This is a genomic window from Schaedlerella sp., assembly GCF_056796775.1.
The window spans coordinates 30925-44522 of record NZ_JBQIKP010000020.1; the positions used below are offsets into that span (position 1 = coordinate 30925).

Annotated in this window: 10 protein-coding genes; 2 read left to right on the top strand and 8 right to left on the bottom strand. The window is 51.9% G+C overall.

Going from position 1 to position 13598, the window contains the following annotated elements:
- Positions 1 to 500 precede the first annotated feature (500 nt).
- The 4 genes from ACTOY7_RS10690 to ACTOY7_RS10705 form a co-directional block, all read right to left on the bottom strand.
- Positions 501 to 1265, bottom strand: a complete 765-nt coding sequence (locus tag ACTOY7_RS10690; protein ID WP_482670541.1) for a sulfite exporter TauE/SafE family protein — start codon at positions 1263 to 1265, stop codon at positions 501 to 503.
- Positions 1266 to 1280: 15 nt separating this feature from the next.
- Entirely contained in the window at positions 1281 to 2585 is a 1305-nt protein-coding gene (locus tag ACTOY7_RS10695; protein ID WP_394684512.1) for an amidohydrolase family protein, read from the bottom strand.
- Between the two features lie 99 nt (positions 2586 to 2684).
- Entirely contained in the window at positions 2685 to 3131 is a 447-nt protein-coding gene (locus ACTOY7_RS10700) for a hypothetical protein (protein WP_160282908.1), read from the bottom strand.
- A gap of 108 nt (positions 3132 to 3239) precedes the next feature.
- On the bottom strand, positions 3240 to 4085 hold the full coding sequence (locus tag ACTOY7_RS10705; RefSeq protein WP_160282907.1) for a DUF3100 domain-containing protein: 846 nt from the start codon (positions 4083 to 4085) through the stop codon (positions 3240 to 3242).
- A 319-nt stretch (positions 4086 to 4404) separates the two neighbouring features.
- Here ACTOY7_RS10705 and ACTOY7_RS10710 point away from each other — a divergent pair, with 319 nt between their 5' ends.
- Together ACTOY7_RS10710 and ACTOY7_RS10715 are read left to right on the top strand one after the other, a co-directional pair.
- The gene (locus ACTOY7_RS10710; RefSeq protein WP_160282906.1) at positions 4405 to 5178 is read left to right on the top strand and encodes a flagellin; all 774 of its coding nucleotides are present in this window, start codon (positions 4405 to 4407) and stop codon (positions 5176 to 5178) included.
- 75 nt (positions 5179 to 5253) lie between these two features.
- A complete protein-coding gene (locus ACTOY7_RS10715; protein WP_482670542.1) occupies positions 5254 to 5970 on the top strand; it encodes a Crp/Fnr family transcriptional regulator in 717 nt (238 codons plus the stop codon).
- A gap of 26 nt (positions 5971 to 5996) precedes the next feature.
- On the opposite strand, the gene ACTOY7_RS10720 is transcribed toward ACTOY7_RS10715, so the two are convergent.
- From ACTOY7_RS10720 to ACTOY7_RS10735, 4 genes are all read right to left on the bottom strand, one after another.
- Positions 5997 to 8165 (bottom strand): ABC transporter permease family protein, encoded by a 2169-nt coding sequence (locus tag ACTOY7_RS10720; protein ID WP_482670543.1) that lies wholly within the window; start codon positions 8163 to 8165, stop codon positions 5997 to 5999.
- Between the two features lie 142 nt (positions 8166 to 8307).
- Complete coding sequence (locus tag ACTOY7_RS10725; protein ID WP_482670544.1) at positions 8308 to 9003, bottom strand: ABC transporter ATP-binding protein; 696 nt, start codon at positions 9001 to 9003, stop codon at positions 8308 to 8310.
- A gap of 70 nt (positions 9004 to 9073) precedes the next feature.
- A complete protein-coding gene (locus ACTOY7_RS10730) occupies positions 9074 to 10399 on the bottom strand; it encodes an ABC transporter permease family protein (protein WP_482670545.1) in 1326 nt (441 codons plus the stop codon).
- Between the two features lie 12 nt (positions 10400 to 10411).
- Positions 10412 to 13591 carry a M56 family metallopeptidase gene (locus tag ACTOY7_RS10735; protein ID WP_482670546.1) on the bottom strand — a complete coding sequence of 1060 codons (3180 nt, stop codon included), beginning with the start codon at positions 13589 to 13591 and terminating at the stop codon, positions 10412 to 10414.
- Between the last annotated feature and the right edge of the window lie 7 nt (positions 13592 to 13598).

A 13598-nucleotide genomic window follows, 5' to 3' on the forward strand; every position in this document is an offset into this window, starting at 1 on the left:
GGTACTTTTGACTGGTAAATCATATATGAATATTTAAATTTTTATAAAGACTTTACTCCTAAATTTCTTATTGATATAATGAAGGTATCCTGTAAATGTTTTTTGTGAAATCTATTCAAAAAGAGAGGTGAGAACATGCCGTCTGCAGCAGATATAATTAAAGACTCTGTCAGTGAGTTTTCAAGATTACAAAAATGGATGATATCGGTGAAAGATAAGGATCCTGATACGTACAATTCTATGCATGACAGATACATTGAATTGAAGGTAACTCTTTCCAGTTTAGGTGTGAATCTGAGTGAGCTTGATAGAATAAAAGAATAGCTTCGTGAACGAAACTCATACCTGCGGAGGGACCGTCGGAGAATACTGTTTATCCGCAATATATTGTTGTAAAGCACAGGAATCAAAAACATATATTGTTAGGTATACAGTCATTTTCCGGCAGCCCCCTGTTTGAAAGCATACACGTCCTGATTTCAAAATCCCATCCTTTTTTCCTACAGAATCCCGCTCAGCTTACACCCCGCGATCACGATCGAGAACACCGCCACTCCCTTTTTCAGTATCCCCTGATTGATCCGTCCCGCATTTTTACTTCCATAATAAACTCCCACCGCATGGGCCGCCAAAGCCGTCAGCAGTATAGGCAGGAGCCGCATCAGGTCGCACTGCGCCAGATACCCCGCCACAGCCGGGAGCCCGATGAAAATGGAGTTGAACAGCGCCACACCCACCGCTGTCCGGATGGAAATGCCGAACACCACCAGCAGCGGCATGACCAGCACCGGGCCTCCCGCACCGGACATGGAGCAGACCGCGCCGGTCAAAAAGCCCAGCAAAAGAGTCACAGGCAGATTTTTTTCAATGGAAAATCTTTCCGCCCCGGATTCATTTTCTTTTCCCTTATCCTTCCGCAGTAAAATGGATATCCCGGACAGCAACACCACCAGATACAGCAGCATTTTCACCTGCTCTTCGGGAATGATCAGGTTCAGCTTGACTCCCAGGACCGCTCCCGCAAGGCTCCCTGCGCTCAGCCGCAGCCCGAAAGCCAGATCCAGGTTTCCTGCTTTTTTATAATTCCAGGAGCCCAGCGCCCCCGACACGATAAATGCGGCGAAGCTGAGCGCCAGCCCTTCGGAAACATTCATTCCCAGGCTGGCCGTGTAGAACATGGGGAGCAGAAACCCCGCCACGCCGCACAGCCCCACCAGGGCGCCGACCGCCAGATTGGCCGCCGCAGTCAACAAACAGATTATCATAATAAAATTTCCTTCCTACATCCGCTCCATATACGCCTTCACCTCGAACAGAATCCGTTCTTCGTCCAACGTCCGGACCTCCCGGTCTTCCATCAGGATCTTCCCGCCCACGATCATATCCCGCACATCGCCGGACTCCGCGCACTCGAACATGGTATGCAGCAGGTTTCCGCTGGGGATCAGTCTTCCGGCATCCAGATAAATGCTGACAAGATCCGCTTTGCAGCCTTCTGCGATCCTTCCGCACTGCCCGGTCTCGTCGATCGCCGCCGCGCCGCCTTCGAAAAGCATCCGGAACAGCAGCTCCGCCGGCATGACCTTGGGATTGCGGTTGGGAACACCGTGGTAAATGTTCATCAGGGAACGGAAAATGCGCGTCTCGTTCCACAGGCTTAGCCCGCCATGTGCCGCTCCGTCCGTTCCGAAGCCCGGAATGATCCCCCGCTCCACTAGGTCCGGCGTATCCGGCACGGCCTTTCCGCAGTTGCTGAACGGGCAATGACAGACCTTCGCGCCCCGCTCCCGGATAATCTCTTTTTCTTCCTCAGATAAAATCAGGCTGTGCGCTCCCAAAAACCGGTCCGAAAGCACGCCCATTTTTTCCAGATATTCATAAGGCCGCATGCCTTCCCTGGCTATGATCCCGTCTACCTCTCCCTGGTACTCGTTCATGTGCGCCTGCAGCATGGCTCCCCGCTCCCGGGCATGGCCTGCCGCCAGCTCAGTCAGCTCATGGGAACATGAATTTAAGGCACGCAGGGAATAATACACCTTCAAATTGCCCCTTCCGTTCCAATTCTCATATAAGCGGTCCGTTTCCCGCACCGCCTGCCCCGCGTTCATGGCAATACTTTCCGGAAGCCCTTCCTCGTCCATCGTAGAATAGGAAATGCAGCCTCTCAAGCCGCTTTCCTCATAAACTGCCGCCGCCGCGTCCATATGGTAGCTGCCTGCGTCTATAAATGCTGTGGTGCCGGATTTCATCATTTCCAGAGCAGCCACCTGGGCGGACAGCCTCATTTTCTCCGGGGTCAGTGTGCTCTCAAAGGGAAGCATGACCCGGGTCCAGATGATCGGCTTCGCGTCCAGCACAAGCCCTTTTAAGAGCTGCTGGCCGGTATGCATATGGCTGTCGATCAGCCCCGGCATGAACAGCTTGCCTTCCCCGGAAATGGTTTTGTCCGCGTGAAATTCCCTGGTACCGGTTTCTGTTACTGCCCCGATCCTGCCGCCCGACACTGCAATGTCCATCCCACTTTTTACCGTTTCATAGTCCGTCATAACAACTGCATTCTTTATCAGTAAATTACATTTTTCCATGTCCGTGATCTCCTTCTTCCAAATATTTATTCCGCCTTTTGCGGGCACGCCCGCACACTCCGTATCCGTATGTTCCTGCCTGACTTCGGACAGCAGACCTCAGATCGCCCCTGTTAATTTTAAGATCAGGGAATCCCACATGCAGGACCCCAGGAATGTTCCGGTCATGACCAGCAGACCCACAACCAATATCTTCGGTCCCTGCTTGATAAATGCTTTCAGCTGGTCGCCGATGGCCAGGCCTGCGTATGCCCCGACCATGGTAAACGGCGCCGTAAAGTTGATCTTTGCCGCCGCGTCGATCACGAAGGTCCGAATCGGGGACAGCGGGCAGGCGAGGAGCAGGCCGATGATCGCGCAGTACGCCACGATGGGAAGCTTCAAAGGGATCAGCTTGATGCAGACAACTGCCAGCATAGAGATCGCCACGAGGACCACCAGTCCCGGAAGGGACTCCAGGACCCCCACATCATGTCCGATAAAATTTGCCAGGCCCGTTCCACACGCGCCGATCACCAGTAAAAATAACCATTCTATGTATCTCATTCTAAATCCTCCTTCATATCGTCCTTATACCGCAAGTTAAATATTGCCACCTGTCGGATCAACAACCGCACAGCTGGAAATATTGTGATTCTGATTTTTCTTTTGTCACTATTTTGTTTCTTTTGCTTTTATAAACCTTCCCAGTTTCGGCTCCAATATACAGTACAGCCGGTCACAGAGCGGGATTGCCAGAAACATGTTGATGTAGATCCCGGTGATCCCCGCCATGGTCTCTCCCACGCTTGCCAGTGTCTTGATGGTCTCCGCCGATTCCGGATACATGGCGCAAAGTGACGCACTGGAGCTTGCCATCATAATCCCTGCGCCCACGCCTGATGCCAGCCCCAGGGCTTCCGGATGAAACAATCCTGTCATTGCCACTGCGGAAGCCAGTATCCCGAAGTAAATGGTTCCGATCATCCCACCTACGATATAAATAGAAAGGCTTCCTCTCGCCTCCGCCGAATCCGACCCGTAAATGTTGTTGATCAATGCCATATGGTACTCGCGGTTGATGGAAAAGCAGGCTCCTACCGCTTCCCGCTTCATCCCCAGCAGGATCGCTACCGGCAGCGCCAGTATGATGGCAAATAAATTTCCAAAGCCATGGAGCAGTACCGCCGGGCCCGCGCTCAGGATTGTCTCGATATTTGCCCCGGCTGTGATCCCCAGCTTTGCGATAAACGGCGCGATCCCGACTACCACCAGCTTTGACGCTGCCTTGACCTGCTCATTTTTTACGATCTTGAGCACCTCCGGCCCGCTGAGCACGCCTAAGATAATGGCGTAAAATATCGGAAATAGAATAAACATTCCTTTTCCCACCGGAATCTGGATCTGCCCGATACTGTCCGCGATCAGTATAAATACAAACGCCAGCAGATACACCTTCCATTCCACCCTGATCCTCTGTCCCAATGATTCGTAGGCAAAGCTCTCCTTTTGTTTCTTCATCTTTGATTACCTCCCGTTCCCGTAACCGGCTCCCCTCCGTGCTCCAGATCTCTCTTTTTCCTGCACGGCTGCGTGAGCCAGGTTTGTAATTAAATGTACGTTTTTTGTTGTTAAAATGATTCTATCGAATTTTAATTTTTAAAAACAGGACAAATGAGGAGTTTTTGGAAATTTTTTGAAAAAAACAGTAAACATTTTTTAAGTTTGAACGATATGATATATAGGAGTCACTAAACGTTGTGGATCTTAACGATTACAAGTCCTGCTTGACCGCAGGTCTTATCAGAATATTATCATTTTAAATAAGGAGGAATCCAATATGAGCGCAATTTCTGGAATTAGTACTACATCCCCATATTTATATGGGCATATCGCAAGCGGAAACCGGCTGATGTCCGCGGCTGACGGCGCTGCCGAGCTGGCCATCACCGAGAAGGAGAATGCGCAGATCACTGGTATCAACACCGGAACTAAGAATCTCAGCGACGGGCTCAGTCTGTTAAAGACCTCTGATTCCGCCCTGGGCAGTATCACCAGCTCCCTGCAGAGGATGCGTGAGCTGGCAGTTCGTGCTTCCAGCGGTATTTTGAATGACGCGAACCGCGCGGATATCCAGAGAGAGGTCGATCAGTTAAAGGATCAGATCAACCTGGTTGCGCGGCAGACCAACTTTAACGGACACAGCCTGCTGGACGGCAGCCAGAAGAACGGCATTGAGCTGGTCGGAGATGCGGACGGCAGCTCCATCAATGTCAACAATTCCATCAATTCCACACTGGACGCTCTCGGTCTCAAGGATTTTGATGTCACGAAGAATTTCAATATCCAGGATATTGACCGGGCTCTGGAAAAGGTGACCGGAGACCGCAGCACCCTGGGAGCTCAGTACAATAAGCTGGAATATGCGATTGATTATAACGGATATGCATCTGAAAACCTGACGGCAGCCAAAAGCCGCATGGGAGATACCGATGTTGCGAAGGCATTGATGCAGCTGCAGCATCAGCAGACACTGCAGAGCGTTTCCATGATGCTGCAGAAGCGGAACATGGCACAGAAGGGACAGCAGACCATGGGGCTGCTGCAGTTCTGAATCTTTATATGATTTTCCTGGTTCTTTCTGAACATAAAACATGCTCGGAAGGGCATACGCGGGAGGTACCATTTCATGACGTTGAGTGAACTGGAGAAAGAAGTGCCGGAGTTAACAGACTATACAAAAAACATGCCTGATGAACTCCGGCTGCTTGCCCGTGTCAAGGTACATCCACCGGGCGGACTGATCCATCAGAAGGACAGTGTGCTCCCATACCTGGGGATTGTCGCCAAGGGTGAGAACCGGGTGATCAACGAATTTGAAAACGGCAAGATCTATATGATCGAGACCAACAAAGCCATTGATTTTATCGGGGAGGTCGCATTGCTGGCCAACAAGCCGGAGGCTTCCGTCACCATCGAAGCCCTGACCGCCAATACCGTGGTCTATATCCCGCGGAAGGATGCGGAAAGGTGGATTGATTCCGATACGCACATCCTTCGAAAAATGGCGGAACGCACTGCATTCAAGCTGTACCGTTCCTCCTACAATAACGGTTTAAAGCTTTACTATCCGCCCATGTTCCTTGTGGCGGATTATCTTGTGCGGCTTTATGAGCAGGTATTTCCGCAGGACTCCCCGGAAATGCAGAAAAATCCCCGTCCGGTCACGCTCCAGAAGACCCGCGAACGACTTGGGGAAGAGCTGGGCATGAATATCAAGACGCTGGATCGGACTATCCGCTCCATGCATAAGGATGGGTATTTTTCTCTGGCCAAGGGGAAGATCACATTTGGGATAGAAGAATATCTGCAGATGAAGGAATATCTGAGTACGGCGAAGAGATGAACCTTCGCCATATTTTACTGTAAAAGCTATTCCTCCTCTTTCGCCGACAGAACCAGGATCGGCGCCGCGCGGAGATTCCTGTTTATGCAGAAGAGTGCCAGGAGCCATACCAGCCCCGTTTCGTAGACAGCGATCAGGAAGGCTGTTATCCACTTATTTTCACTGTTGTCAGTCTGCAGAAGATCATGTTCCGTACCGCTTTGATTCTGCCGGATCTCTTTTTCTGTACTGCTTCCATCCGACGGGTTCTCTTTTTCCATACCGCTTCCATCCGCCTTGTCCGACAGATTCTCTTTTTTCGCGATATCCTCGCCCACCGTAGAAATTCTTCTTTCCTCATCCTCATCGCCTGCCAGGGACATTCTTCCTCCCTCATCCACCGCCGAAGACGTTCCTTCCCCTGCGCGCCCCTCTTCCTCCAAGATTCCCTTGGTATAAGCCGTACTGAACTCCTCTTCCCCGCTGACGGCTGCCTTCTGCACCGCACGGTCCATCTGCATCCCGACAGCCGCGCCGGCGGTTCCGCAGACGGCCGTCAGCAGCACGATCCCGCTCAGCAGAGACACGGCGCACTGTCTGTTTGTCATGCCAAGGGCGCGTTCCACGGCGGTGCGCCTTTTCTGTTTCCATATCATAAAATACATGAGAAATGCGATCGTCGCAAGCAGCAGCGCGAATCCGGCAAAAAACAGCACTGCCGCCACGATCCGGGTATTTTTCATTTTGGAGGCAAAGGCTTCGTATCCCCCGTCGTCAAATTCGATCTCCAGAAGGCTGCTTTCCGGCAGTCTGGAAAATTCCTCCAGAAATTTTTCTGCGGAGCCGTTTTTGATACGGAAGGAGGTGTTGTATGCCTGCATCGGCCCGCGTCCCACCACATGATTCTGAAAATCCTCTGTAATAGAATTTTCCGGGACGAAGATCTGATTATTCACGAACGCATGCGGATCGCTGGTAAGGACAACCGGATACGAGTAGATGCCGATGATCTCGTATTCACTCTCCTGAAAGGGCTCCAGTACATTTCCGTCGGCATCCAGCGCCTCCATATCCAGGCCGCCATTTCCAAGGCCCACCTGACACAGAGGATATTGATAGTCTGCGAAATAAAATTGCAGCGGAAAATGGTCTCCCGTCCGGAGATCATTCTGCTTCGCAAATTTCTGCGGAACCAGACACACCTTCGCGCCGCTTTCATATTCTGACGGATCGATCTCACGGCCTTCCTCAAGCACCGCGTCACCGTCATGAAACGGACGGAGAAGCTGCAGATCGCTGACCGGCGTTACCGGAAGCATGCTTTCATAACATAGTTTCAGCATGCCCGCAATTTTCTCCCATCGTATGCCTTCTTCCGTCCCGTAAAAGTCTTCGGTCACTTCATACCAGAGCCGGGCCTGATTTTCGTAAAGCCGCAGCGGCATATATTCCGTTCCTTCAAAGTCCTTATGCTTATCCGCATTGACCGGATTCATGCTGAGAAATGTGAGATATGTTTTTTCTGCTTCCATGGGTTCCGGCTGCTCTGTCCTGTGATCACAGAAGTAGATCTTTTTTCCTGAAAATGATTCGGATCCCCAGAGCACACGGGTGACTTCCACAGGAATCGGATGATCCGGCACGCAGGCACCGGGTACATCCGGCTCCGGCACATCCGACTCCGGCACATCTGTCTCCGATGCATCTGCTTTCCGTACATCTGTCCCCGATGCATCTGCCTTCTGTACATCTGTCCCCGGTGCATCTGCTTTTGCCGCAAACTCTGATACTGCATCCTCCAATACACGGATTTCCGCCAGGAAAATGCCGGTGAAGCTTTCATCCGTCAATTCGCCTCCGGTTCGGAGCCCCTCGGAATATGCGCCGAAATACGGGCGCTGCCGGGGCGCGGTGATAAAATCAATATCCAGTTTTTCCAGAAGATCCGTTGTCAGGAAATCTCCGTATGTCTCTGTTTCCTGATAAATGTAATCCTGCAGGCCGGCATCCCACCACTGCTCCATCACGGTACTCTGCTCTTTTTGCTCCACCGTTCCGATGGTGACGAAGGTTTCGTCGGCCGCCTTTATTTTTTCCGATATCTCGATCCACAGGTTCAGACCTGCCGTAAAAAGCATTGTGCCAAAGAGAAATATCAGGCAAAAAAGTCCTGTTTTTACAGGTGTTCGAAAGATTTGTTTCAGACTGTTTTTCATATGAGCTCCACCATCCTCATGCGGCTGTGCGCATACAGAAAGCCTGTCACTGGCAGCCTTTCTGCATACGTTGGTATACAGAAAACCTGCCGCCGACAGCTTTTCTGCATACGTTGGTATCAAATTATACTGAGCGGCAGATTTATCTGGTGCTCAGTATATCTTCGGGACGGCTGAGGATCTGCCCGTCCTGTACCTGATATACGACATCCGCCTGCTCCGCGATTCCCCTGTCATGGGTGACCAAGATCACACAGTAGCTTTCCTTTTCCACAAGATTTTTTAAAATGCGGATGATGTTTTCTCCGTTTTCAAAATCCAGGTTTCCGGTGGGCTCGTCCGCAAGGATTATCCTTGGGGCGGAGGCGAGAGCCCTTGCGATGGCCACGCGCTGCTGCTCGCCGCCGCTCAACATGGCGGGATATTTTTTCCGAAGTTCTTTTGGAAGGCCCACCGCTTCCAGGAGCTGCACGGCCCGCTCCCGGGCCTGTGCTGTTTTTACCCTGGAAAACTCCATGGGGTATGTGATATTTTCCTCAATGGTCAGCAACGGAAAGAGCTGGAAATTCTGGAAAACAATGGACAGCTTTTCCCGCCGGAGCTTTGCGGTGTCCAGCTCTGCATACGGCGTTCCGTCATAGAAAATCTCCCCCTGAGTGGGGCGGTCGAGGCCTGCCAGCAGGGAAAGCAGGGTGGTTTTCCCGCTTCCGGAACGGCCGGTCACCGCGTAAAATCTTCCGGGGGCAAATGTACAGCTGACGTCCCGCAGCGCATGAACCTTCTGATATTTTCCCTGATATGTGTAGCTTACATGATCTGCTTTTAAAATTTCACTCATTGTTTCTCCTCGATTCAAAAGAGTTTCCGGCTGTGCGGTTGGATGCTCCTTGGTGCATCCAACCACACAGCTAGAAGATTTTCATCGGATTTTCCCGGCTGATCCAGATTGCCGGTGCCAGTGTTGTCACGATCCGGATTCCCAGAAATACCGCCAAAATAAGCAGCCTGCAGCCCCCTCCATGCAAAAAGCCTGCTGCCGGAAGTGTTTCTGCATACGATGGTATGAACAGCACAGCCGCCGCGCCGCCCAGAAGGGACAGCACCGTATTTTCGCCGACCAGCTCCGCCGCGATCTGCGACTTCTTCCTGCCCATACAACGCTCCAGGTAGATTTCCTGCTTCCGGTGGCACATGGCGAAAAAAGAGACCATAGCCGAGATTCCTATGACCAGCACGAGCAGCGGTGCCATGAACAGTTTCAGCAGATGAATGCTGCTTTTCAGCTGGGAGGCCGTCTGTATAAAAAATCGGTCGTCGATCACCAGCGTATTTCCCGGACGGCCTCCTATGGACTGCAAATTCGTCTGCGAAAATTTTGCTTTTTCTGCTTTGATTTTCAGGTCATTGAGCGCCAGAGGATCCGCTACGGTTCCTTTTGCCGATGAATAAAGCAGCTCGGAGCCTGCCTGACGGTATTGTTTGGCCAGCCAGGACAGGGGACACACCAGGTCCGCCGCTTCCAGCGCACTCTCTGGCGCAGTCTGATAAAAGCCGGCAATCTCCAGCTCTGCGGATGTGATCTCCACGAATCCGGCGACTCCGTCAAATTCATCATACAGAGCACGGTATAGATTGATATCGATCACATCCCCTACCTGCCAGGAAAGTCCCTTCTCTTGAATGTAGCTTTCATTCAGCAGGCACCGCCCGGTACGTTTCACATCCCGGCCGGATGTACTCTCCTCTGCTGTGTTGGACAGATTCTGCGGGGCAGTTCCACGCTCCAAGAGCGGCCCCTGGCCTGTCTCCTCCGAAAGGATTTCCTCCACCTGCGCCCGTTCCAGGGAAAATTCCGGCTTCCAGGCATCCATGGACGCCGCCGTATTGGTTCCTGTCAAATAGATGCTGGCTCTTTGTTCCGTATTTTCCGGGCCGAATCCGATATTTCCATAACTCTCCGCAGTGACCGTGTAATCCTTCAGTCCAAGCTCCAGAAATAATTCCACCCGTTTTTCTGTAATGTCAAGTCCTGTCAGCCGGTCCCCGGTGGAATTGGCAATGGAGGCGGACACAGGGATCTTTTCCCCGAGCGCGGACAGCAGGCCTTCATTCTGTTCCAGATTTCCAAAATAGATCCCCACGAAAAATACCGTCAGAAAGGAAAAGACTGCCAGGATCGCGCTTCTTCCCCGGTTCCTTATCATGTTTAAGAACATCTTTTTTGCTGTGAACATGGCGGGCCTTCCTTATTCCTCATCAAACAATTTCTGCATTTCCTTCTTCGTGATTTCCTTTAGTTCGATCACACGGTCTTTTTTATCCCGCACGACTTCCAGATACACAGCTTTCTTTTCCGGGATCGTGTCGTTGGCGTAGACCCAGTGATCCTTATCGTAAATGACGGCGACTCCTTTGCCTTGATACGTCCACTCGTTATTTTTTTCGTTGGAAATCTTTACGCCGAGCTTTTCATATTCCTTAGGCAGGCTGGTCTTTTCGGCATTTGGGTTCCCCTCGGAATATGCGGTTTTGCCTGACATGGCTTCGGTTTTCGATCCGTCCTCAGAAGAGACCGCTGTGCCTGACGCTGCTTCGGCTTTATCCGCATTTTCCTGCTCCGCGGCATAGGCTTCCAGGCTGCCCCGCTCCTTGGTTGGAAATGAGACGATGCTGACGATATCCCCGGAATCGTCCCACCTGATGATACCGGAGCCTTCTTTTACCGCAGTGTCCTCGCTTACAGAGGAATCCGGCAGGCTGCTTTCATTGAACGGGAATACGGAAAAGTCCGTGATCTTCCCGGATTTGTCCCGGTTCACGGTGATTCCCAGATCCCCGGATCCCTCTACCAGCCTGGTGTATACGCCTGGTTTTGTCTCGTCTTTAAAATATCCTATGGTCTGGTCCTTATACATCAGAAAATCCGATTTTTTGTCATAGGACAAGCCGAATTTTTCGTATTCCTCAAATTCCTCACCGATAGAGATCATATAAGCGGCGCTGTGGTATGGATTGCCTGTGGTGTATTCCGTACCGCTTCCGGCTGCGATCTCAGCGCTGTTCTCCTTGCTTCCGCCGGCGGCGGATTTTGATGCGCCTGCTTCTCCTGCTTCCTTTTCAGTCGCTTTTTCTGCTTCGTTTTCAGTCGCTTCTGCTACTCTTTCTGCTTCCTTTTCAGCCGCTTCTGCTTCCTTTTCAGCCGCTTCTGCTTCCTTTTCAGCCGCTTCTGCTGCTTTTTCTGATGCCTTTTCAGCCGCTTCTGCAGATGCTTTCTTTTCCACTTCCTTTTTAGCCGCCTCTGCGGCCTTCTTTTCTACTTCCTTTTCAACGGCTTCCGCAGCCTTTTCCCTCGTTTCCGCTTCTGTTTTTTCCGGGTCTTCCGCAATATGCACTCCGATCCGGCTGTCCTCTGCCTTTTTCACAGATACTCCGGTCAGCTTTCCTTCCTCGCTGTAGACGGCCCGGACGACAGATTCACCTTCATTGTCAGCCCACAGGACTCCCCCTTCCTTTTCGTCTATGAAGAAACGTACCGGGGTCCTGCCTTTGTAGAGCCTGCCTTCCGATAGATCAAAGCGGATCCCGTATCTCCCATAGTGTTCCTCAAAAAATGTTTCCAGATCCAGTTCGGATTCCATCCACTGCAGGCTCTCCTTCTCCTCCTGCATCCGCTCGATCTCCCGGGTCAGGGCGTCTGCGTCGGTGTAAAACTGATCCATTTCCTGTTCTTTTTCCCGAAGCATTTCCTCAGTTTCCTGGATCCTGGCCACATTCTGCTCCCTCTCCTGGATCAGCTGATCCTTGTCTGTGTACTTCCCTGCGTTTTCTACCCTGTCCTGGATTTCCTGATTACGCTCTGTGAGTGAATCCAGATACAGTTTGTCGCCCTGAATAGCCAGATACATCTCTTCAACCTGTTCAAGTGTCTTTTCTTTTTCCTCAATGACCTGGTCTATAGCCGCAATCTGATCTTCAAGTTCTTTTTTGCTGTATCCGACTATGCTTACATCCGCCGCAGAAGCCTCCTGAGACCGCAGGGTCGGACTGTACTGTCCTGACTCCTTCAGCGCAGCGGACAGTGATTTTGTTTCCACGATGCTGTTTATCTTTGCTTCCTCCGCATCCACGGCCTCTGTCCGGGGGCCGGCTTCCATAGTCTGTTCCGCTTCCCCATATGATCCGCAGGATGTAGCGAACAGCAGGGCAATGCCGCACACCAGAGCCGCCGACAGCCCGTGGACCAGCGGGGAGATCTTCTTTATTTTCATGATCGCACCAATCCTTTCCTCGATCGCATTTTTACTGAAACTATTGCCAAGCGGGAGCAGGCCGCTCTTCTCCTCTTCCATCTCGATCAGCGCCATGGCGTATGCGGACTTTTCCTCTTCACCGAATCGGCGCACCACCGCTTCGTCGCAGGCCAGCTCCAGATCCCGGTTGAAGAAAATGTACATCAGATACACACAGGGGTTAAACCAGTGTATGCACAGAGCCGCCGCCATCAGCAGCTTCACCGCCGCATCAAAATACCGGATATGCACATATTCGTGCTCCAGAACATATCGGAGTTGAAATCTGTCCCCGCATTTTGTGGATTTTGGCAGTAAAATGACCGGGCGCCAGAATCCGTATGACAATGGGGACAGGATCTGGTCCGACTGGCGGATGGACAGTCTTCTCCGCAAAGGATGTGTGCGCTGCCAGTTTTCCAGGAAGCAGTCCTCCATGGGCAGCGACATCTGAAATTCCCGGCAGCACCGGAAGTAAATCCATGCAAAGGCGATCGTGCAGAGCAGGAAGCCTGCTGCCCAGATTCCCCTTAAAATGGGAAGCAGATCTGCGAAACGTTCCGCAAACGATAGTTTTTCCTCTGATACGGAATCCGAAGCTATGGAGGAAGCCTGCTGCCCTCCTGACTGTATGCCAGATGCGGAATCCGGCTGTGATTCCTCCCCGGACTTTGACTGAGGATCCTGAGCAGCGTTCATCTGTGCTCCGCTTCCTGCACCGGATCTTGACTGCGGTTTCCAGGCAGGATCCATCTGCGCTCCGCTTCCCGATCCGGACTGCATTCCGGTTCCCTCCCCGAATCCATCCTCCCGGCCCGGCAGGTCCCCGGCACCTCCGGCTGTATCTGTACCGTACAGCCAAGATGCGCTGCCAAAACGTGCCGCTCCGCCGGACGGATTTCCTGCGATCATATCTGTAAAATAGCGTACCTGCTCCGTTTCAGGAACCGCATTCTGAAGCAGGGTGTATGCGCTCCACGAAGAGGGCACGGAAAATGGGATCAGCAGACGGATCAGGGCGACCATCCACAGCACCGCAAATGTTCTTTTCGGCAGCCAGCCCTTCAAGCCTGCCCGCATTGCCAGGATCACCAGGATCAATACCGCGCCGGATATACTCATTGCCATCAGACTCATATCTATC

Excerpts from the sequence above, each read along its gene's own strand:
- ACTOY7_RS10695 (WP_394684512.1), bottom strand. The coding sequence starts at position 2,585 with ATGGAAAAATGTAATTTACTGATAAAGAATGCAGTTGTTATGACGGAC.
- ACTOY7_RS10730 (WP_482670545.1), bottom strand. The coding sequence starts at position 10,399 with ATGTTCACAGCAAAAAAGATGTTCTTAAACATGATAAGGAACCGGGGA.
- ACTOY7_RS10700 (WP_160282908.1), bottom strand. The coding sequence starts at position 3,131 with ATGAGATACATAGAATGGTTATTTTTACTGGTGATCGGCGCGTGTGGA.
- ACTOY7_RS10725 (WP_482670544.1), bottom strand. The coding sequence starts at position 9,003 with ATGAGTGAAATTTTAAAAGCAGATCATGTAAGCTACACATATCAGGGA.
- ACTOY7_RS10710 (WP_160282906.1), top strand. The coding sequence starts at position 4,405 with ATGAGCGCAATTTCTGGAATTAGTACTACATCCCCATATTTATATGGG.
- ACTOY7_RS10715 (WP_482670542.1), top strand. The coding sequence starts at position 5,254 with ATGACGTTGAGTGAACTGGAGAAAGAAGTGCCGGAGTTAACAGACTAT.
- ACTOY7_RS10735 (WP_482670546.1), bottom strand. The coding sequence starts at position 13,591 with ATGAGTCTGATGGCAATGAGTATATCCGGCGCGGTATTGATCCTGGTG.
- ACTOY7_RS10690 (WP_482670541.1), bottom strand. The coding sequence starts at position 1,265 with ATGATAATCTGTTTGTTGACTGCGGCGGCCAATCTGGCGGTCGGCGCC.
- ACTOY7_RS10720 (WP_482670543.1), bottom strand. The coding sequence starts at position 8,165 with ATGAAAAACAGTCTGAAACAAATCTTTCGAACACCTGTAAAAACAGGA.
- ACTOY7_RS10705 (WP_160282907.1), bottom strand. The coding sequence starts at position 4,085 with ATGAAGAAACAAAAGGAGAGCTTTGCCTACGAATCATTGGGACAGAGG.